Source organism: Duganella sp. GW821-FHT07F09 (assembly GCF_059418705.1).
This window is the reverse complement of record NZ_JBWKQJ010000002.1, coordinates 334,823-354,140: the sequence shown is the minus strand read 5'-3', so window position 1 is coordinate 354,140 and position 19,318 is coordinate 334,823. Positions and strand designations below refer to the sequence as shown.

Annotated in this window: 18 protein-coding genes and 1 pseudogene; 7 read left to right on the top strand and 12 right to left on the bottom strand. The window is 63.8% G+C overall.

Annotated elements, in window-relative coordinates; genetic code table 11:
* Positions 1 to 33: 33 nt before the first annotated feature.
* The 4 genes from minE to metE all read right to left on the bottom strand — a co-directional run bounded on the left by minE (position 34) and on the right by metE (position 4,660).
* Entirely contained in the window at positions 34 to 285 is a 252-nt protein-coding gene (gene minE, locus AC07P1_RS06625; protein ID WP_090323978.1) for a cell division topological specificity factor MinE, read from the bottom strand.
* A gap of 1 nt (position 286) precedes the next feature.
* On the bottom strand, positions 287 to 1,102 hold the full coding sequence (gene minD, locus AC07P1_RS06620) for a septum site-determining protein MinD (RefSeq protein ID WP_090323976.1): 816 nt from the start codon (positions 1,100 to 1,102) through the stop codon (positions 287 to 289).
* A gap of 36 nt (positions 1,103 to 1,138) precedes the next feature.
* Positions 1,139 to 1,966 carry a septum site-determining protein MinC gene (minC, locus tag AC07P1_RS06615; protein ID WP_494695039.1) on the bottom strand — a complete coding sequence of 276 codons (828 nt, stop codon included), beginning with the start codon at positions 1,964 to 1,966 and terminating at the stop codon, positions 1,139 to 1,141.
* Positions 1,967 to 2,272: 306 nt separating this feature from the next.
* Positions 2,273 to 4,660, bottom strand: coding sequence for a 5-methyltetrahydropteroyltriglutamate--homocysteine S-methyltransferase (metE, locus tag AC07P1_RS06610; RefSeq protein WP_494695038.1), 2,388 nt, complete (start codon positions 4,658 to 4,660; stop codon positions 2,273 to 2,275).
* A 107-nt stretch (positions 4,661 to 4,767) separates the two neighbouring features.
* Here metE and AC07P1_RS06605 point away from each other — a divergent pair, with 107 nt between their 5' ends.
* The 6 genes from AC07P1_RS06605 to AC07P1_RS06580 all read left to right on the top strand — a co-directional run bounded on the left by AC07P1_RS06605 (position 4,768) and on the right by AC07P1_RS06580 (position 10,089).
* Entirely contained in the window at positions 4,768 to 5,676 is a 909-nt protein-coding gene (locus AC07P1_RS06605) for a LysR family transcriptional regulator (protein WP_315220499.1), read from the top strand.
* A gap of 279 nt (positions 5,677 to 5,955) precedes the next feature.
* Positions 5,956 to 7,134: an acetyl-CoA C-acetyltransferase gene (locus tag AC07P1_RS06600; protein WP_090323968.1), complete on the top strand. Its 1,179-nt coding sequence runs from the start codon at positions 5,956 to 5,958 to the stop codon at positions 7,132 to 7,134.
* Positions 7,135 to 7,230: 96 nt separating this feature from the next.
* Positions 7,231 to 7,971 carry an acetoacetyl-CoA reductase gene (phbB, locus tag AC07P1_RS06595; RefSeq protein WP_209721275.1) on the top strand — a complete coding sequence of 247 codons (741 nt, stop codon included), beginning with the start codon at positions 7,231 to 7,233 and terminating at the stop codon, positions 7,969 to 7,971.
* A gap of 111 nt (positions 7,972 to 8,082) precedes the next feature.
* Positions 8,083 to 9,039: a prolyl aminopeptidase gene (gene pip / locus AC07P1_RS06590; protein WP_494695037.1), complete on the top strand. Its 957-nt coding sequence runs from the start codon at positions 8,083 to 8,085 to the stop codon at positions 9,037 to 9,039.
* A 127-nt stretch (positions 9,040 to 9,166) separates the two neighbouring features.
* Complete coding sequence (locus AC07P1_RS06585) at positions 9,167 to 9,613, top strand: DUF2721 domain-containing protein (RefSeq protein ID WP_090323960.1); 447 nt, start codon at positions 9,167 to 9,169, stop codon at positions 9,611 to 9,613.
* A 23-nt stretch (positions 9,614 to 9,636) separates the two neighbouring features.
* The gene (locus tag AC07P1_RS06580; RefSeq protein WP_315220496.1) at positions 9,637 to 10,089 is read left to right on the top strand and encodes a hypothetical protein; all 453 of its coding nucleotides are present in this window, start codon (positions 9,637 to 9,639) and stop codon (positions 10,087 to 10,089) included.
* Here AC07P1_RS06580 and AC07P1_RS06575 read toward each other — a convergent pair.
* The gene (locus tag AC07P1_RS06575) at positions 10,077 to 10,757 is read right to left on the bottom strand and encodes an SRPBCC family protein (RefSeq protein WP_494695036.1); all 681 of its coding nucleotides are present in this window, start codon (positions 10,755 to 10,757) and stop codon (positions 10,077 to 10,079) included. The two genes, AC07P1_RS06580 and AC07P1_RS06575, sit on opposite strands and share 13 nt — an antisense overlap.
* A gap of 146 nt (positions 10,758 to 10,903) precedes the next feature.
* Here AC07P1_RS06575 and AC07P1_RS06570 point away from each other — a divergent pair, with 146 nt between their 5' ends.
* On the top strand, positions 10,904 to 12,949 hold the full coding sequence (locus AC07P1_RS06570) for a 2,4-dienoyl-CoA reductase FMN-binding domain-containing protein (RefSeq protein ID WP_494695035.1): 2,046 nt from the start codon (positions 10,904 to 10,906) through the stop codon (positions 12,947 to 12,949).
* Positions 12,950 to 13,037: 88 nt separating this feature from the next.
* Here AC07P1_RS06570 and AC07P1_RS06565 read toward each other — a convergent pair whose 3' ends face one another.
* The 7 genes and pseudogenes from AC07P1_RS06565 to AC07P1_RS06535 all read right to left on the bottom strand — a co-directional run bounded on the left by AC07P1_RS06565 (position 13,038) and on the right by AC07P1_RS06535 (position 18,990).
* Positions 13,038 to 14,762 carry a cation:proton antiporter domain-containing protein gene (locus AC07P1_RS06565; protein WP_494695034.1) on the bottom strand — a complete coding sequence of 575 codons (1,725 nt, stop codon included), beginning with the start codon at positions 14,760 to 14,762 and terminating at the stop codon, positions 13,038 to 13,040.
* A gap of 123 nt (positions 14,763 to 14,885) precedes the next feature.
* Entirely contained in the window at positions 14,886 to 15,017 is a 132-nt protein-coding gene (locus AC07P1_RS06560) for a hypothetical protein (protein ID WP_494695033.1), read from the bottom strand.
* 148 nt (positions 15,018 to 15,165) lie between these two features.
* Positions 15,166 to 15,753 (bottom strand): annotated as a pseudogene (locus tag AC07P1_RS06555) (GntR family transcriptional regulator); the annotation flags it as partial.
* Positions 15,750 to 16,034: a type II toxin-antitoxin system RelE/ParE family toxin gene (locus AC07P1_RS06550; RefSeq protein WP_494695032.1), complete on the bottom strand. Its 285-nt coding sequence runs from the start codon at positions 16,032 to 16,034 to the stop codon at positions 15,750 to 15,752. The pseudogene AC07P1_RS06555 and the gene AC07P1_RS06550, both read right to left, overlap by 4 nt.
* Entirely contained in the window at positions 16,022 to 16,261 is a 240-nt protein-coding gene (locus AC07P1_RS06545) for a hypothetical protein (protein ID WP_494695031.1), read from the bottom strand. Before AC07P1_RS06545 ends, AC07P1_RS06550 begins: the two co-directional genes overlap by 13 nt.
* A 10-nt stretch (positions 16,262 to 16,271) precedes the next feature.
* Positions 16,272 to 17,393, bottom strand: a complete 1,122-nt coding sequence (locus AC07P1_RS06540; RefSeq protein WP_494695030.1) for a beta-ketoacyl-ACP synthase III — start codon at positions 17,391 to 17,393, stop codon at positions 16,272 to 16,274.
* A 172-nt stretch (positions 17,394 to 17,565) separates the two neighbouring features.
* Positions 17,566 to 18,990 carry a S41 family peptidase gene (locus AC07P1_RS06535; RefSeq protein ID WP_494695029.1) on the bottom strand — a complete coding sequence of 475 codons (1,425 nt, stop codon included), beginning with the start codon at positions 18,988 to 18,990 and terminating at the stop codon, positions 17,566 to 17,568.
* Between the last annotated feature and the right edge of the window lie 328 nt (positions 18,991 to 19,318).

Below are 19,318 nucleotides of genomic sequence, written 5' to 3'. Positions count from 1 at the left end.
CCCGCCGTTTTGTGACTGGTTCTTACCCGCGCATTAAGCGTCCGGCAGCACCACGTTCACGTCCAGCACCTCCAGGTTGCCCTGGCGATCGAGCGAGATCTTGATGTCGTCGGCGTTGACCTTGGTGTACTTCGAAATCACCTCGATCAATTCCTTGTGCAGCGCCGGCAGGAAATCCGGACCGCTGCGGCCATTGCGCTCGCGCGCGATGATGATCTGCAACCGCTCCTTGGCCGCCGTCGCGGTTTTCTGTTTTTGCGGGAACAGGAAAGAAAGCAGGGCCATGTCACTTGCTCCCAAAAATACGCTGCAGAAGGCCTGGCTTTTCATAATTGACGAAGCGCAACGGCAATTCCTGGCCGAGGAAACGCGACACCACGTCTTCGTAGGCTTCCGCGACATCGGTGCCCTTGAAGTGAATGGCCGGGTTGCCCTGGTTTGAAGCGTGCAGCACCGATTCCGATTCCGGGATGATGCCGATCAAAGGAATGCGCAGGATTTCCTGCACGTCTTGGTACGACAGCATTTCGTCCGCTTCCACGCGTTTCGGCGAGTAGCGGGTGATGAGCAGATGTTCCTTGACCGGCTCGCCGCCGGTCTGGGCGCGGCGCGACTTGGCCTGGATGATGCCGAGGATGCGGTCCGAATCGCGCACCGACGACACTTCCGGATTGGTGACGATGATCGCTTCGTCGGCGAAGGTCAGCGCCATCAGTGCGCCATGCTCGATACCGGCCGGCGAATCGCAGATGATGAACTCGAAGCCCATGTTGATCAGCTCGTGCAGCACGACTTCCACGCCGTCTTCCGACAGCGCATCCTTGTCGCGCGTCTGCGAGGCCGGCAGGATGAACAGGTTGTCGCAGTGCTTGTCCTTGATCAGCGCCTGGGTCAGCGACGCTTCCTTGTTGATCACGTTGATCAGGTCGTAGACGACGCGGCGTTCGCAGCCCATGATCAGGTCCAGGTTGCGCAGGCCGACGTCGAAGTCGATGACGGCCGTCTTATGGCCGCGCATGGCCAGGCCGGTGGAGAAGCTCGCGCTGGAAGTCGTCTTACCGACACCGCCCTTGCCGGACGTCACTACAATGATTCTCGCCACAAATAATCCTTTTCAGAGAGATGAACAGCAGGCCACTCAGGCGCGGTTCGCGGAATTGACAGATAGTATATCGATTCGGTCGCCGACCAAGCGAATTTGCGCAGGGGAGCGCGCGAACTCGGCGGGGAAACCGTCTTCAAAAGTACGGTAAACGCCGGCAATTGACACCAATTCCGGCGACATGGTCATCGCGAAGATGCGCGCCTCGGGATTGCCGGAGGCGCCAGCCAGCGCGCGGCCGTGCAGCGTGTTGTAGACATGGATGCTGCCGTCGGCAATGACTTCGGCGCCGTTGTTGACGACCGCTGTGATGATCAGGTCGCAGCCGCGCGCGTAGATGCGCTGGCCAGCGCGCACCGGCGTGTCGATGATCATGACGCCGGCGTTGCCGGGCAGGCTGTCGGTGGCCGCCGCCGCCGTGGCCGCCGCGACCGGCGCCTTGCTTGCCGCCGGTGCCGGGGCTGGTGCCGCCGTTGCCGCCCTGGCGGCGGCCTTGGCCGCGGTTTTGGCCGATTCTACGTCGACCTCGTCGGCGCGCGGCTTGGTCGGGGTCTCCAGGCTCAGTCCGTGGGCGGCGATGGCCGCGGCCATGGACGGCGGCGCGTTGCGCACGGCGACCGGATTCAAGCGGTATTTTTTCAGCAGGGCGATGATGCCGGCCCAGTCGACCGGATCGCTGCCGGCCGGCAGCGCGGCGACGTCGATCACGGCCAGGTCGTCTTCAAAAAAGTCGGTGGTGCCACCGGTCATTTCGGCCAGCGCGGCGTCGAGAGCGATGCTGTCGGCGGTCGCCAGAATGGCGGAGACGGCGACAACGGTGGAAATCTTGATTTCGATAGGCTTTTGAAACAGGCTCTTGGACATGGGCGACAGTATTAGAGGTTAACCTCGCGCGCATGCGCAGGCACGAGCATTCTACTGTGGAAACCGGCGGAAGGGGAGGGCGCACGGCGTACTGAGCCAGTAAAAATGCGGGATTTGGCCGAGTGGGGCGCATCGGGGCGCATGGGTATTCTGAAACACGTAGGGCGGATTAGCGTAGCGTAATCGGCCAATGCATGCGCCGTTGGCGGCTCATACATGGCCGATTACGGCGTTCCGCCTAATCCGCCCTACGTGTTTTAGATTTGATTGAAGGTCCTGGCCCCGTCGAATCGGGGCCCGGCCGTCTTAATAGATCGCGTGCTCGGCGCGCAGCTGATGCGCCGCCGCCACCATATTGCGCAGCGCCGTTTCCGTCTCCGCCCACCCGCGCGTCTTCAGGCCGCAGTCCGGATTTACCCAGAGATTGCCAGCAGGAATTACCGCGCTGGCTTTGCGCAGCAACCTCACCATCTCCGCCTGGCCCGGCACGCGCGGCGAGTGGATGTCGTAGACGCCCGGTCCGATCTCGTTCGGATAGCGGAACTGTCCGAAGCCGTTGAGCAGTTCCATATCCGAACGGCTGGTCTCGATCGTGATCACGTCCGCGTCCATCGCTGCGATCTGCGGCAGGATGTCGTTGAACTCGGCATAGCACATGTGCGTGTGGATCTGCGTGCCGTCCGCCGCCACGCCGGCCGAGACGCGGAACGCGCGCGTGGCCCAGTCCAGATACTCGTCCCAGCGGCCCCGGCGCAGCGGCAAGCCTTCGCGCACGGCGGGCTCGTCGATCTGGATGATGACTATGCCGGCCCGCTGCAAATCGTCGACCTCGTCGCGGATCGCCAGCGCGATATGCAGCGCGGTGCGCGAGCGCGGCTGGTCGTCGCGCACGAACGACCATTGCAGGATCGTGATCGGTCCCGTCAGCATGCCCTTCATCGGCTTGCCGGTCAGGCTTTGCGCGTGCACGGTCCAGTCCACCGTCATCGCCTTCGGACGGCTGACATCGCCGTAAATAATCGGCGGCTTGACGCAGCGCGAGCCGTACGATTGCACCCAGCCCAGTTGCGTGAAGACGAAGCCGTCCAGCTGTTCGCCGAAATATTCGACCATGTCGTTGCGCTCGGCTTCGCCGTGCACCAGCACGTCGAGTCCCAGCGCCTCCTGGCGGCACACCGCGTAGGCGATCTCGTCGCGCATCTTGGCCTCGTAGTCGGCGGCGTTCAGTTCGCCGCGCTTGAAGCCGGCGCGGGCGGCGCGGATGGCCGCCGTTTGCGGGAAAGAGCCGATGGTCGTGGTCGGAAAGTCGGGCAAGCGCAGGCGCGCGCGCTGCACGGCCTGGCGTTGCGCGAAGCCCGACTGCCTGCGGTCGGCGTCGTCGCCCAGCGTTGCCAGCCGATCCCGCACGGCGGCCTGGTGCACGCGTGTGCTGGCGCGGCGGCCGGCCAGCGCGGCGCGCGAGACGTCCAGCGCATCGCCGACCGAAGCTTCGTGGATGCCTTGCAGTGACTGCTTCAGCACGTACAGCTCGTCCAGCTTTTCGGTGGCGAAGGCCAGCCACGATTTGATGTCGCCGTCGAGCGCGTGTTCGGCGGCGAGCGTGAACGGCACGTGCAGCAACGAGCACGACGACGACAGCCACAGCTTGCCGCCGCGCTTGTCGACGATGGGCGCCAGGGTGGCCAGCGCCGCGTCCAGATCGGTGCGCCAGATGTTGCGGCCGTCGACGATGCCGACCGACAGCACCTTGTGCACCGGCAGCCAGTCGGCGATGCTGGTCAGCTCATGCGCGGCGCGCACGCCGTCCACATGCAGGCCCGCCACCGGCAGGCGGCAAGCCAGGCTGAGGTTTTCTTCCAGCGGCGAGAAATAGGTCGCCAGCAGCAGCGGCACGCCGACCTGGTTGAGTTGCCAGTAGGTGTTTTCAAACGCGCTGCGCCATGGCGCCGGCAGGTCCAGTCCGAGGATGGGTTCGTCAACCTGCACCCACTGCACGCCTTGCGCCTTCAGGCGGTCCAGCGCGGCGCCGTAGACCGGCAGCAGCTTGTCGAGCAGCTCGAGGCGGTTGAATCCGGCCGCCACGGCGGCGCCTTTCTCCTTGCCCAGCCACAGGAAGCTCAGCGGCCCGAGCAGCACGGCCTTGACCGCGTGGCCGAGCGCTTGCGCTTCGGCGACCTCGTCGAACAGCCGTTCGCAGGCCAGCGAGAACGCGGTTTCCGGCGTGAATTCAGGCACGAGGTAGTGGTAGTTGGTGTCGAACCACTTGGTCATCTCCAGCGCGGCCGAGGCGTGCACGTCGCCGTCGTGGGAATGGTCGTGGCCGCAGCCGGAGTCGCATTCCTTGTGGCCTTTTCCGCCGTCGCCGCGCGCCATGGCGAAGTAGCGGCTCAGCTGCGATTGGCGGGGATCGAAGCCGTAGCGCGCCGGTTCGCAGCCCAATAGCTGAACATGATTGGCGACCTGGTCGTAGAAGGCGAAATCGCCGACGGTGACGAAGTCCAGTCCGGCACGCGCTTGCAGCGCCCAGTGGCGGGCCCGGAGCTCGCGGCCGACCGCTTCCAACCCGGCTTCCGCCAGCTCGCCGCGCCAATGCGATTCCAGCGCGAATTTCAGTTCACGTGCCGCGCCGATGCGTGGAAAACCCGGAATATGGGTGTGGATGTGGCTTGAGGCCGCTTTATTTGATGGTGTCATGATCGGTGTCATCCGCATTTAATATTGATGCGATAAAGTTTGCGGCATTCCGGTCTATAATCAAAACGAAAGATTTTGTAGTTTCACATGAAAATTTTTAATAGACCATGCTAGAGATACGCCACCTCCGCACCCTGAGCGCACTCCGTTCGGCCGGCAGCCTGGTGCGCGCCGCCCAACTGCTCAACCTGACCCAGTCGGCGTTGTCCCATCAGATCAAGTTACTGGAAGATCGCTACGGCGGGCCCCTTTTTGAGCGAAAATCCGTTCCGATAGGCTTTACCGCCACTGGTGCGCGGCTGCTCAAACTGGCCGATATGCTGCTGCCGGAAATCGAGGCGGCCGAGCGCGAAGTGGCCCGTTTGACCCAGGGTGATACCGGCCAGCTGCGGGTCGCGCTCGAGTGCCATACCTGCTTCGATTGGCTGATGCCGGTCATGGACGAGTTCCGCAAACGCTGGCCGGACGTCGAAATCGACCTGGTTTCCGGCTTCCACAGCGAGCCGGCCGAGCTGCTGCGCGCCGGCGCCGCCGACCTCGTCATCGGTTCGCCGTATGGCCCGGATTTCGTAACCTTCCCGTTGTTCCGTTATGAAATCCTGGTCGTCATGGCGCAAAAGCACCGGTTGGCGATGCAGCGCCGCTTGCAGGCGGCCGACTTCGAGGGCGAGACCTTGATCACCTATCCGGTGCCGGAAACCCGCATCGACCTGATCCGCGAAGTGCTGCAGCCGGCCGGCATCCAGGTCCAGCGCCGCACCGCCGAGCTGACCGTGGCCGTATTGCAACTGGTCGCCAGCCGTCGCGGCATCGCCGCCCTGCCCAATTGGGCCATCAAGAACTATGTCGACTACGACTACGTCATCGCCAAGCCGGTGGGCGACCACGGCCTGTGGAGCGACCTGTTCGTGTCGGTGCCGGAGTCGCAAAAGCATAAAGCCTACGTGCTCGATTTCGTCAAAGTGATACGCGAGCAGTGTGCCGCCACGCTCGACGGTATCAGATTATTGTCGTGACAAATTTGCATGGTTTCTTCAAAATGTCCTGCGGCAGGTCGAAGCAAAGATTGACATAAATCAAGGTGTCGCCAAATCCGGGCGCTTACGATGGCTCCGCGACTTTGGTCAGTCTCGCTGGCATGGATGCTGCTAGAGAAATACCTGCGAGATCCTCGCGGCGACGCACAATCGAAACCCCCACGATCCTGCCGTCGTAGGCGTATTATCGACGTTCGTGTAGTTGCTCAATGTTGTTGCTAAACTAAGCCGGCCTTGGCCGGCGTATTGGAGAGTCATATGGATGATGTAGTTATCGTGGCCGCTGGCCGTACCGGTGTCGGCAAATTCGGCGGCAGCCTCGCCAAGATCGCGGCCTCGGACCTGGGCGCGCACGTGATCAAGGGCCTGTTGGCCAAGACCGGCATCGATCCAAGCCAGATCAGCGAAGCGATCCTGGGCCAGGTGCTGACCGCCGGCGTCGGCCAGAATCCGGCCCGCCAGGCGGTCATCAAGTCCGGCCTGCCGAATTCCATTCCCGGTTTCACCATCAACCACGTGTGCGGCAGCGGTTTGAAAGCCACCCATCTGGCGGCGCAGGCGATTAAATGTGGCGACGCACAAATCGTCATCGCCGGCGGCCAGGAAAACATGAGCGCCGCGCCGCACGCGATGCCGGGTTCGCGCGACGGCTTCCGCATGGGCGAGATCAAGATGGTCGACACCATGATCGTCGACGGCCTGTGGGACGCGTTCAACCAGTACCACATGGGCATCACCGCCGAGAACGTCGCGAAAAAACACGACATCTCGCGCGCCGAGCAGGACGAGTTCGCGCTGCAATCGCAGCTGAAGGCCGAAGCCGCTCAAAAAGAAGGCAAGTTCAAGGACGAGATCCTGCCGCTGGAGATCGCCAATAAAAAAGGCACCGTGGTCTTCGACAGCGACGAATACATCAAGCCCGGCTCGACCCTCGAAGGCCTGGCCGGCCTGCGTCCGGCGTTCAACAAGGAAGGCAGCGTCACCGCCGGCAACGCGTCCGGCCTGAACGACGGCGCCGCCGCCGTCATCATGATGTCTGCCACCAAGGCCAAGGAACTGGGCCTGCCGGTGCTGGCCAAGGTCAAGGCCTACGCCTCGTCCGGCCTGGACCCGGCCCTGATGGGCATGGGCCCGGTTTCGGCCAGCCGCCTGTGCCTGAAAAAGGCCGGCTGGACTCCGGACGACCTGGACCTGATGGAAATCAACGAAGCCTTCGCCGCGCAGGCCGTCGCCGTCAACAAGGAAATGGGCTGGGACACCAGCAAGATCAACGTCAACGGCGGCGCCATCGCGATCGGCCACCCGATCGGCGCGTCCGGCGCCCGCATCCTGGTCACCTTGATCCACGAAATGATCCGCCGCGATGCCAAGAAGGGCCTGGCCTCGCTGTGCATCGGCGGCGGCATGGGCGTGGCGCTGGCGATCGAGCGTCCGTAAGGATAAAGATAAAACATGCCGCCTCCGCGGTCGCGGGGCGGTCCGCGAACTTTGGTGTCAGCGAAGTTTGGTATCAACTAAGAAGAGGGGACAATTATGGCAAGAGTTGCATTGGTAACTGGCGGTATGGGCGGTCTGGGCGAAGCAGTGTGTTTCAAACTGTCGGCGCTCGGCTATAACGTGGTCACGACGTATTCCCCTGGCAATCCCAAGGTCGAGCAGTGGCTCGCCACGACGCGCGACCAGGGTTTCAACTTCCGTGCCTATCCGTGCGACGTGGCGGACTACGACTCGGCGCAAGCCTGCGTGGCCGCCATCGAAAAGGACATCGGTCCGATCGATGTGCTGGTCAACAACGCCGGCATCACCCGCGACATGACGTTCAAGAAGATGGACAAGCCGAACTGGGACGCCGTCATGGCCACCAATCTGGACTCCGTGTTCAACATGACCAAGCCGGTCTGCGACGGCATGGTCGATCGCGGCTGGGGCCGTATCATCAACATCTCGTCGGTCAACGGCCAGAAGGGCGCCTTCGGCCAGACCAACTACTCGGCGGCCAAGGCCGGCATGCACGGCTTCACCAAGGCGCTGGCGCTGGAAGTGGCGCGCAAGGGCGTGACCGTCAACACCATCTCGCCGGGCTACATCGGCACCAAGATGGTCATGGAGATCCCGCAGGAAGTGCTCGATACCAAGATCATTCCGCAAATTCCGATGGCGCGCCTGGGCAAGCCTGAGGAAGTGGCCGGCCTGGTCGCGTATCTATCGTCGGACGAGGCGGCCTTCGTCACCGGCGCCAACATCGCCATCAACGGCGGCCAGCACATGTCGTAAGCCGCGGTAACGTGAGGCGGCAAGTTTGCCGCCACGGCAATCGAAGCCAGGTTCGTTCGCGATCCTGGCTTTTTTTTCGTACAATCCGCTATCGATGCTCAAAGGATAGCCATGTTCGACCCGACCTCGCCCCTGTTCCCGCCCATTCTGCCGACCCGGCACGGTATGCTGGCGGTCGACGACCTGCACACCATCTACTGGGAGGAGGTCGGCAATCCGAACGGGATTCCGGTCATCTTCCTGCATGGCGGCCCGGGCGCCGGCCTGTCGCCGCAGCACCGCCGCTTCTTCGACCCGGAACAGTACCGCGTGATCCTGTTCGACCAGCGCGGCGCCGGCAAATCGCTGCCGCTGGGCGAGTGCCGCAACAACACCACCCAATTGCTGATCGAGGACATCGAACGCCTGCGCGTGCTGTTCGGCATCGAGCGGTGGCTGGTGTTCGGCGGCTCGTGGGGCTCGACCCTGGCGCTGGCCTATGGCCAGGCGCATCCCGAGCGCTGTCTGGGCTTCGTGCTGCGCGGGATCTTCCTGTGCACGCAGGCGGAGATCGACTGGTTCCTGTACGGCGCGCAGTGGTTCCACCCCGAGGTGTACGAGGAGTTCATCGCGCCGATTCCGGTCGCGGAGCGCGGCAACCTGCTCAAAGCCTATGTGGACCGCATCATGAGCGACGACCCGGACGTTTACTGGCCGGCGGTGCGCGCGTGGAGCCGTTTTGAGGGCCGCCGCGTGTTCCTGCTGCCGCAGCCGGACGAACCGCCGTCGGACACGCTCGATCTGGGCGTGGGACGCCTGGAATCGCACTACATGGCCAACCTGGGCTTCTTCGGCGAGGACCAGTTGATTCGCGATATGGACCGCATCGCCCACCTGCCGGCGGTGATCGTGCAGGGCCGCTACGACGTGATTTGCCCGCCGTCGTCGGCCTGGCGCCTGAGCGAGGCGTGGCCTGGCGCGGTGCTGCACATGATTCCCGACGCCGGCCACGGCGCGATGGAGAAGGGGATCGCGCGCGCGCTGGTCGGCGCGACGGAACAGTTCAAGCGCAGTCGCGCGTTTGCATAAACGCTGCACATTCGTTCGCGCGGCGCCGAGAATCGGCCCGCGCACGCCCCGGGCTGCTACACTATGGCTTGAGTAGCAATATCGACAGCCCAGAGAGGCGCGCATTAAACCCAGCTTATATGCAATCATGAATATTCAGATCGGCGATATCGGCCACATTATCCAACTGGCCATTGCGCCGGTGTTCCTGCTGACGGGCGTGTGCACCAACTTGATGGTGCTGACCAACCGGCTGGCGCGCATCATCGACCGTTCGCGGGTGCTGGAGGACCGGCTCGACATCGGCTACAGCGACGTCTATCTCAACGAACTCGATGTGCTCTACCGACGATCGCACCTGATCAACGCCTCGATCACCTTGTCGACCGCCTGCGGCCTGCTGATTTGCCTGGTCATCGCGATGCTGTTTTTGGGCGATATCACCAACACCCCGCTGGACAAATACATCGCCGGCATGTTCGTGGTGGCGATGCTGGCGCTGATCGGCAGCTTCTGCTACCTGCTGCGCGAGATCTTCATCGCCTCGGCGGCGATGCGCTCGCACCGCCACGTGCGCCGCGCCCCGGTCAAATAACCTGTAAAGAATAGAGTACCAACATGCACGACTACCAACGCCCTCCGACCCTGCACCGCTACGGCGTGCGCGAAGACCTGGAACTGGCGCTGACCCAGGGCCAGTTCATCCTCGTCCCGGCCTCCAACTGCCTGACCCTGAGCTTTTCGAAGGCGTGGGACCGCAAGCTGTTCGAGCTATTCTCGTCGGACGCCTGCCTGATCATCCACAACACCGAGGAATTCGGCGAGCGCCTGCACCGCGCGGTGCAGCGCACGCTCCCCAGCTGGGCGGGCATCGACGGCGCGGTGGAATACGGCACCCGCGCCGCGCTGGGCGCCGCCTTCACCAAGACGGCGGCCGAAGCGCAGGAGCAGGAGTGGCAGTTCGCCTGGCGCTCGATGCAGAGCAAATTGAGTTTGAATCCGGTGCTGGTGAAAATCGGCAGCCTGGAAAACTTCGCCGAGCTGCGCTCGCGCGATACCTACCTGGCCTGATTGGCCGGCGTCGATGTTGGTGCCGGCGCGGGCGCCGGCGGCGTGACGGGAACGGCCGGCGTGGCCTGCACCGACGGCGTCTGGCCGCCGCGCTTCGCACTATCGTCGCGGCGCTCGATGCGCGCCACGACGGCGCTCATCATGTGTTCGATATCGTTGCGTATCATCTTCGCGCCCAGGATGCCGGGCACATAGAAGTTCGGCACCAGCCGGCCGCTGTAGACAATTTTGGTGCCGCCGGTTTCGGGCACCGGTATCAATTCCCATTTCGATTCGTAGTGCTTCATGTCGCCCGATATCAGCGAGATATCGATCGACGACATCGGCTGCTCGGTCGCCCGCACGATCAGGTGGATGGCCTTGGACATGAACAGAAAGCGCGCCACGCCGAATTGTTCGATGATCACTTCATTACCGTTGCGTGACAGGACCTTGCACGATTCCAGGTCCGGCACGAATTCGGACATGCGCTCATAGCCTGTCAGCACGCGCCATACCTTCGGCAGTGGCGCCGCCACCGTCGCGGTGGCGTCCACTTCGTACATGTGCTGCGCATCGGCGTCCACGCGATTGACCGAGACCTCCAGCTTGGGTAGTTCAAGCTTCGGTGCTTGTGCCGTCACCACCGGGGCAGTCACACCTAACAACAAAAACAGAAGGAATCGCATCATCTTTCCAGCGTAAGGGAAAGGGTGGCAGAATACAAGCGAAGCGCCATCACGTTACAAAATACACGCGGCGCCGGGCCTTTAGAAGCCCGGGTCTAGGGAATTGGGTTTTAATGCGGACATCGCGTCTGGACCATATAACCATAATGACAAATACACCATACCCCCACCTGCTCGCACCCCTCGACCTGGGCTTCACGACGCTGCGCAACCGCGTCGTCATGGGATCGATGCACACCGGTCTTGAAGACCGCTTCTACAACTACGGCAAGCTCGCGGCGTTCTATCGGGAGCGTGCGCGCGGCGGCGTGGGGCTGATCGTCACCGGCGGTATTTCCCCCAACCGCTCCGGATGGTTGCTGCCCTTTGGCGGAACGCTCAACTTCAAGGGCGACGTGCACAATCACCGCCGCGTCACCAGCGCGGTGCACGAGGAGGGTGGCAAGATCCTGATGCAGATCCTGCACGCGGGCCGCTACGGGTATCAGCCGTTCGTGGTGTCGGCGTCGGACAAGAAATCGCCGATCTCGCCGTTCAAACCGCGCGCGCTGACGGAGGCCGGTATCGAGCAGACCATACGCGATTACGCCCGCTGCGCGAAGCTGGCGCGCGAGGCGGGTTACGACGGCATCGAGGTGATGGGTAGCGAAGGCTACTTGCTCAACCAGTTCCTGTGCGCGCGCACCAACCTGCGCACCGATCGCTGGGGCGGCAGCATCGAGAACCGCATGCGGCTGCCGGTGGAAATCGTCAAGCGCATCCGCGCCGAAGTCGGTCATGACTTCATCATCATGTACCGCCACTCGCTGCTCGACCTGGTCGACGGCGGCAACACCTGGGAGGATGTGGTGGCGGTGGCCAAGGCGCTGCAACACGCCGGCGTCACCATCCTCAACAGCGGCTACGGCTGGCACGAGGCGCGGGTCCCGACCATCGTCACGTCGGTGCCGCGTGCGGCCTTCGCCGGCATCGCCGGCCGCCTGCGGCTGGAGGTGACTATACCGGTGGTGGCGTCGAACCGCATCAACATGCCGGCCGAGGCGGAAGGTATTTTGCAGCGCGGCGAGGCCGACATGATTTCGATGGCGCGGCCCTTCCTGGCCGACTCGCACTTTGTCGCCAAGGCCGCGCAGGGCAAGGCCGACGAGATCAACACCTGCATCGGCTGCAACCAGGCCTGCCTCGATCACACCTTCTCCAACAAGCGCGCCAGCTGCCTGGTCAACCCGCGCGCCTGCCACGAGACGGAACTGGTGTACGCCAAGACGGCCAGGCCGCGCCGCGTGGCGGTGGTCGGCGCCGGGCCGGCGGGATTGTCGGCGGCGACGGTGGCGGCCGAATGCGGCCACGATGTCACGCTGTTCGATTCCAGCGACAGCGTCGGCGGCCAGTTCAAGATCGCCATGCAAATTCCGGGCAAGGAGGAATTCGCCGAGACCATACGCTACTTCCGCCGCCAGATCGATTTGACCGGCGTGAAGCTCAGGCTGGGCGTGCGCGTCACGCGCGAGCAGTTGATCGCGGAAGGCTACGACGAGGTGGTGGTCGCCACCGGCATCAAGGTGCGCCGTCCGCCGATCGCGGGCATCGATCATCCGAAGGTGCTGTCGTATATCGACGTCCTGCAGAACAAGGCGCCGGTGGGCAAGCGCGTGGCCATCATCGGCGCCGGCGGCATCGGCTTCGATGTTGGCGAGTATCTGCTGCATGACCCGAAGCATCCGCTGCCGCTGGCGCTGGATGTCTGGGCGAAGGAGTGGGGCGTTGGTTTGAAGGGCGATACGCCGGGCGGCCTGGTCGCGCCGGAGCCGCCGGAGCCGGTGCGGCAGTTGTATCTGCTGCAGCGCAAGACGTCCAAGCTGGGGGTGGGGCTGGGTAAGACTTCGGGTTGGGTGCACCGGGCGGTCCTCGCGCGCAATGGCGTGGTGATGCTCGCGGGTGTGCAGTACGACCGGATCGACGATCAGGGCTTGCATATCACGGTCGGCGGCGAGCAGCGCTTGCTGTCGGTGGATAACGTGGTGGTGTGCGCGGGACAGGACAGCCTGACCGAGTTGATGCCGTCGGAGGAGGAAGTGAAAGCGAATCCGTCGTGGCCGCGCTTCCGTAAGATCGGCGGCGCCGCGCTGGCGGCGGAGCTGGACGCCAAGCGCGCGATCAAGGAAGGCGCGGAGTTGGCCGTGAGCCTTTAAAGTAACGGTCATGGGAGACACGTAGGGCCGATTACGCTGCGCTAATCCGCCCTACGTGTCTCCGTGGTTATTCGATATCCTCGGCCGCTCAATGCCCACCACTCTTGCGCTCGAAATTGGTGACCACGAACTCGGTCATCCCATTGGCCAACTCCTCCTCGCCGATGAAGATCTTGCCGGCCAATTCGCTGCGCAGCAGCTCCGCTTCCTCTTCGTTATGCGTGCGCACCACGGTCTTGATGTGCGGGTTGAGCAAACGCGCCGTCTCCACCATCGCCCGCACGTGGAAGGTATCCGGCGTGGCGATCACCAGCATGCCTGCGCGCGCGATGTGCGCCTGGATCAGCACCGCCGGCTCGCCCGCGTTGCCGGCCACCGCGTGGATGCCGTCCTTGCGCAGCTGGTCGACGATCTCGCGGTTCTGCTCCGCCACCACGAACGGGATGCCGTGCTTGACCAGCACCTCGGCGATGCGGCGCCCCACGCGGCCATAACCGACCAGCACCACCTGCCCGTCCAGATGCTCGTGCGGCACCGACATCGGCAACTCCGCCAGCGGATCGGCGGTGCGCTCGAACTTCGACATGATCGAACCGTCCTTGCTCATCCAGCGCTCCAGCGGCTTGGAAAGACGGAACACCACCGGATTCAACGCGATCGAGATGATGGCGCCGGCCAGGATCAGGCTCTGGCCCTCGATCGGCATCAGCTTGAGCGACAAGCCCAGCGCCGCCAGGATGAAGGAGAACTCGCCGATCTGCGCCAGGCTGGCCGACACCATCAGCGCCGTCTTGGCCGGATAGCGCAGCAGCACCACCAGCACGAAGGCGGCCAGCGATTTGCCGAACACGATGATGGCCACCACCGCCAGCAGTTTGAGCGGCTGCTCCGTCACGATGGTGGGCTCAAACAGCATGCCCACCGAAACGAAGAACAGCACCGCGAACGCGTCGCGCAGCGGCAGCGATTCCTGCGCCGCGCGGTGCGCCAGTTCGGACTCGCGCAGCACCATGCCGGCGAAGAACGCGCCCAGCGCGAACGAGACGCCGAAGAAATGCGTCGAGCCGTAGGCGATGCCGACGGCGGCGGCGATCACGCACAAGGTGAACAGCTCGCGCGAACCGGTGCGCGCCACCTGCCACAACAGCCACGGGAACAGCTTGCGACCGACCACCAGCATCAGCGCGATGAAGGCTCCGACCTTGCCCAGCGTGACGGCCAGGGTGCCCCACAGATCGACTTCGCCGGCGGGGATGGCGACGCCGTGTTCATCGAGCGACACGCCGCCCAGCGAGCCGGCCAGCGCCGGCAGCAGCACCAGCACCATGACGGTGACCAGGTCTTCCACCACCAGCCAGCCGACCGCGATGCGGCCGTTGAACGTATCGAGGATGCCGCGTTCCTCCAGGGCGCGCAGCAGCACCACGGTGCTGGCCACCGACAGCGCCAGGCCGAACACCAAACCGCCGCCGATGCTCCAGCCCCAGAAGTGGGCCAGCGCCATGCCGAGCGCCGTGGCGACGGCGATTTGCAGCACCGCGCCGGGCAGCGCCACCTTGCGCACCGCCCACAGGTCGTCGAGCGAGAAGTGCAGGCCGACACCGAACATCATCAGCATCACGCCGATTTCGGCCAGCTGCGACGCCAGCGCGGCGTCGGCCACGAAGCCTGGTGTCGCGGGTCCCAACATGATACCCGCAGCCAGATAACCAACCAGCGCCGGTAGTTTAAGGCGCGTTGCAAGGTAGCCGAACACCAGGCCGAAGCCCAGTGCCGCTGCGATTGTGGTGATCAGACTGATATTGTGGGGCATGCGCGGGGGGCTCCTCTAGAGATGGGCGACAGCCCAAAGGGTAGCACACGAGAGGCCGACGACAACACCCCAACCTTTGATGTAAAGCCGCGCGCGCTGCCTATATGGTCAGTGCGGCCGGCACTAGGCGCATGCCGACGCAGACCAGCTCAGCAACTCGCGCGGCAGGCTGGATTCCTGCAAGGCGGTTTTTGCGATGGCGAGGCCCTTGTAGGCCTGCGGGGAGAGAGTGAAGATGTCGAGACGTGCGGTCATGGCGTTTCCTTGGTTGATTGCGGATAGCCGTATTGTGCGATTTCATGGCTTAGCCATGAAGTGCCAAGACCGGTCAACTTAGCTGGGCCATGATTCGCAGGGCCAGTTCGCGCGCGCGCCGTGGCGTCTCGATATTGGTAAAGCTCAGCAGCAGCGCGCGCGTAGCCAGTTCCAGCGAGTTGCGGTAGCCGGAGGTGACGAACACCTGCGACGGCGCGCAGTCGATGCCGCGCGAGAGTTGCAGGTAGGTGGAGATGGCCGTGCGCAGCGCCGGCGTGCCGAAATAGGGCGGGTAGGCCATGTCGGCGGCCAGCGTGGCGCGGATCGCGCGCGCCGCCAGCGCGGCCCACACCTTGCGCGGAAACGCGTCGAGCGCCGGAAGTCCCATTTGAAACGGTTTGTGAGACGCCGTCGGCGACCCGCGCAGGTCGGCGGTGGCGTCGTTCGGCCGGGCGGGCAGCGCCACCGGGGCGTGGCGCACCAATGCCGGCGTGACGACGGTGCCGGCCTGGCCGCGTGTTTGCAGGTAGCCCTCGGCGCCAAGCAGCGAGTAGGCCGCTTCCACCGTGCCGCGCGCCAGTCCCAGGTCCAGCGCCAGCGCCCGTGCCGAAGGTACGCGGGCGCCCGGCCGCAGCATGCCGCTCGCGATGGCGGCCCGAAAGCGCATGTAGATCTGGCGGTACAGCGGCTCGGTCGCACCGTGGTCCAGCTGGAGGAAGTCCGGGGATGCCTTCACGACGGCCTTTGCTCACGACTATGCCAAACGCGGGTGATCAGGACATCGCCATTTTCGAGGATGGCGTAGCGGATAACGTAGGCGCGCTTGCCAAATTTGGCAGGCCACTCCCTGAACTCGGCGCGCGGCGCGCCGAGTTCAGGATTCTTCATAATTCTGGCGGTATTGCTGATGATGGCTGCGGCGCCACGACGGGCCGCAGCCGGGTTTTGCTTCGCAAGGAACTGATGGAGTCTGGCGACGTCCGCCAGCGCATCGGGATGCCAGATCAGCGCGGGCATTCGCTCCACTTCCCGGCCTCGAGATCGGAAAGCCAGGCGTCGGCGCGCTCTTGTGACACGCCGGCCACGTCACCATCGCGATACGCTTGCAAGCGCTGGCGGTCCACCTCCAGCGACAGCGCGTCCTTGCATACCGCCGCGATGAAGTCATCGACCGACAAGCCTTTGCGGCCGGCCGCTTCAATCACCGCCGCTTCGAGTTCATCGGACATCATCAGGGTGATCATGCCGCTCCCCTCAGACCTTGCGCACCACCACGCAGCCGATCGAGTAGCCGGCGCCGAAGGAGCAGATCACGCCCAGCTGGCCCGGCGCCATGTCGTCGGAGTGCTTGTGGAAAGCGATGATGGAGCCGGCCGATGAGGTGTTGGCGTATTCGTCCAGGATCACCGGCGCTTCGCCCGGCTCGGCGTCGCGGCCCAGCACCAGGCGGCTGATCAGCAGGTTCATGTTCAGGTTGGCCTGGTGCAGCCAGTAGCGGCTCACCTGCGGCACCTCCAGGCCGGCGCCGGCGATGGTGGTCTTGATCATCTCGGCCGCCATCGGGCAGACGTCCTTGAACACTTTGCGGCCTTGTTGGCGGAACAGCTTGTCCGGCTGGCCGATGCCCGACTCGTCGAAACGGTTGAGGAAGCCGAAGTTGTTGCGGATGTTGTTCGAGAAGCTGGTCTTGAGCTTGGTGTCGAGGATTTCCCAGCGCTGCGAGCCCTTGGCCGTGTCGGCCGCCTCGATGACCATCGCCGTGCAGGCGTCGCCGAAGATGAAATGGCTGTCGCGGTCGCGCCAGTTCAGGTGGCCGCTGGTGATTTCCGGATTGAGCACCAGCACCGCGCGCGCCTGGCCGCTTTGCACCGCCGCCACCGCCTGCTGGATGCCGAAGGTGGCCGACGAGCAGGCCACGTTCATGTCGAAGCCGTAGCCGTCGATGCCGAGCGCGCCCTGCACCTCGACCGCCATCGCCGGATAGCCGCGCTGCATGTTCGAGCAGGCCACCAGCACCATGTCGATGTCGGCCGGCACGCGGCCGGCGCGGTCCAGCGCCTGGTGGGCGGCGGCCACGCAGATTTCGGCCTGCAGCGACAGTTCCTCGTCGGCGCGCTCGGGGATGCGCGAGACCATGCGCTCAGGGTCGAGGATGCCGGATTTTTCCATCACATAGCGCGACTTGATGCCGGACGCTTTTTCGATGAAAGCCACGCTCGACAGCTCCAGCGGCGTGACGGTGCCTTCCGCGATGGCGGCGGCGTTGTCGGCGTTGAACTGCTCGGCATAGGCGTTGAAGCACTCGACCAGCTCTTCATTGGAGATCGACTGGGCCGGCGTGAAGAGGCCGGTACCGCTGATGACGGCTTGTTTCATGATTAAACTTTCGAATTTGGCAATGGCTTGCGCCAATAATGAGTCAAATTCTACACAATGGCCGCACGATCCGCGTAATAAAGGGATGAAATCGCGAGGAAATAAAAACGGCGCCGTCTGGCGCCGTCGTTAGCGATGGGTTCGTGTCCGAATGTCGGACCTGACCCCGCGGTTATTTTTTGATGTCGTTTTGCACGACCTTGGTTTCCTGCTTGGCCAGTTGCACCGGCAGGCCCTTGAGGTGGTTCAGCGCCTGCGCCAGCTGGAAGTCGTCGCCGCTGCCGTATTCGAGCGGCTTGCGGGTCTTCTCCAGCGCGACGATGCGCAACTGCTCTTCCAGTTCGTCGCGTTTGGTCTTGGCGATTTCCTGTTCGCGATCGTTGCTCAGGTGCTTGTCCAGATCGGCCTCGCGCGTGCGCAGCGCGTTCAGGCCGTCGCCGTCGGCGTTCTCGTCCACCGCCAGGTCCGGCGTGATGCCCTTGGCCTGGATCGAGCGGCCGTGCGGCGTGTAGTAGCGCGCCGTGGTCAATTTGACGGCGGTGTCGGCGGTGAGCTGGCGTATCGTTTGCACCGAGCCCTTGCCGAACGTTTGCGTGCCGATGATGTCGGCCCGCTTGTAATCCTGCAGCGCGCCGGCGACGATCTCCGACGCCGACGCCGAGCCGGTGTTGACCAGCACCACCATCGGCACCTGCTTGATGGCGGCCGGCAGTTTGGCCAGCGCGTCGGTCTCGCTGCGCAGGGTGTAGTACTCGGGACGGCCATAGAAGATTTGCTTCTGGTCCGGCAACTGGCCGTTGGTCGAGACGATCGCCGCGTCCTTCGGCAGGAAGGCGGCGGCCACGCCGATGGCGCCCTGCAGCACGCCACCCGGGTCGTTGCGCAGGTCCAGCACCAGGCCCTTGATGTTCGGGTCTTGTTTGTACAGTTCGACAATCTTGGCGGCCATGTCGTCGATGGTCGGCTCCTGGAACTGCGAAATGCGCAGCCACGCATAGCCCGGTTCGACGATCTTGCCCTTGACGCTCTTTTGATGGATCTCTTCGCGCGTGATGTTGAACACCAGCGGATCGGCCTCGCCCTTGCGCAGGATTGTCAGGCTGACCTTGGAGTGCGGCTCGCCGCGCATCTTCTTGACCGACTCGTCCAGGCTCAGGCCCTTGACGGCTGTGCTGTCGAGGCGGCTGATCAGGTCGCCCGCCTTGATGCCGGCGCGCCAGGCCGGCGAATCCTCGATCGGGGCGACGATCTTGATGTAACCGTCCTCGCTTTGGCCGATCTCGATGCCCAGGCCGACGAACTTGCCCTGCGAACCTTCGCGCAGCTCGGCGTAGGCTTTTTTGTCCAGGTAGGCGGAATGGGGGTCGAGCGAGGCGACCATGCCGGAGATGGCCTCGGTCAGCAGTTTCTTGTCCTCGACCGGCTCGACGTAGTCGGACTTGATCAGCCCGAACACGTCGGCCAGCTGGCGCAGCTCCTCGAGCGGCAGCGAAGGCTCGACCGGCTTTTGCGCCATGGCGGAAAATTGAAGGGAGACGGCGATGCCGGCGACGACACCGAGGCCGACCAAACCGGAATTCTTGAGTTTCTTGCCCATGTTTCACCTGTTGGAACAATGTACAGAGAGCCATCAACAGCGGGCGATTGCGCGCGCGATGTGCATGAGCTGAGTATAAACCTGATTTCGAGCAATCGTAGTAGCCGTCACGAAATGATTTATACCTTTACGGAATTTTACAACGGTTGACGTTGACTTTGAATCCACACCAACGCCCGCTTGGCGTTACATCAAGTTTGCATATTTTTACGCAGTGTTTCCCCTACGTTCACGTCGGTAAGCATTTGTAAGAAGTGCCGCCACGGCCGAAGGCGCGGCCTACACTGAACTCGTATTTCTCTCTACCCTGAAGTGGTTTTCGCCTGCG

Bases quoted from the DNA above. Each gene is read 5' to 3' on its own strand.
- minE (WP_090323978.1), bottom strand. From the start codon at position 285: ATGGCCCTGCTTTCTTTCCTGTTCCCGCAAAAACAGAAAACCGCGACG.
- minC (WP_494695039.1), bottom strand. From the start codon at position 1,966: ATGTCCAAGAGCCTGTTTCAAAAGCCTATCGAAATCAAGATTTCCACC.
- metE (WP_494695038.1), bottom strand. From the start codon at position 4,660: ATGACACCATCAAATAAAGCGGCCTCAAGCCACATCCACACCCATATT.
- AC07P1_RS06605 (WP_315220499.1), top strand. From the start codon at position 4,768: ATGCTAGAGATACGCCACCTCCGCACCCTGAGCGCACTCCGTTCGGCC.
- AC07P1_RS06600 (WP_090323968.1), top strand. From the start codon at position 5,956: ATGGATGATGTAGTTATCGTGGCCGCTGGCCGTACCGGTGTCGGCAAA.
- phbB (WP_209721275.1), top strand. From the start codon at position 7,231: ATGGCAAGAGTTGCATTGGTAACTGGCGGTATGGGCGGTCTGGGCGAA.
- pip (WP_494695037.1), top strand. From the start codon at position 8,083: ATGTTCGACCCGACCTCGCCCCTGTTCCCGCCCATTCTGCCGACCCGG.
- AC07P1_RS06585 (WP_090323960.1), top strand. From the start codon at position 9,167: ATGAATATTCAGATCGGCGATATCGGCCACATTATCCAACTGGCCATT.
- AC07P1_RS06580 (WP_315220496.1), top strand. From the start codon at position 9,637: ATGCACGACTACCAACGCCCTCCGACCCTGCACCGCTACGGCGTGCGC.
- AC07P1_RS06575 (WP_494695036.1), bottom strand. From the start codon at position 10,757: ATGCGATTCCTTCTGTTTTTGTTGTTAGGTGTGACTGCCCCGGTGGTG.
- AC07P1_RS06570 (WP_494695035.1), top strand. From the start codon at position 10,904: ATGACAAATACACCATACCCCCACCTGCTCGCACCCCTCGACCTGGGC.
- AC07P1_RS06565 (WP_494695034.1), bottom strand. From the start codon at position 14,762: ATGCCCCACAATATCAGTCTGATCACCACAATCGCAGCGGCACTGGGC.
- AC07P1_RS06560 (WP_494695033.1), bottom strand. From the start codon at position 15,017: ATGACCGCACGTCTCGACATCTTCACTCTCTCCCCGCAGGCCTACAAG.
- AC07P1_RS06550 (WP_494695032.1), bottom strand. From the start codon at position 16,034: ATGCCCGCGCTGATCTGGCATCCCGATGCGCTGGCGGACGTCGCCAGA.
- AC07P1_RS06545 (WP_494695031.1), bottom strand. From the start codon at position 16,261: ATGATCACCCTGATGATGTCCGATGAACTCGAAGCGGCGGTGATTGAA.
- AC07P1_RS06540 (WP_494695030.1), bottom strand. From the start codon at position 17,393: ATGAAACAAGCCGTCATCAGCGGTACCGGCCTCTTCACGCCGGCCCAG.
- AC07P1_RS06535 (WP_494695029.1), bottom strand. From the start codon at position 18,990: ATGGGCAAGAAACTCAAGAATTCCGGTTTGGTCGGCCTCGGTGTCGTC.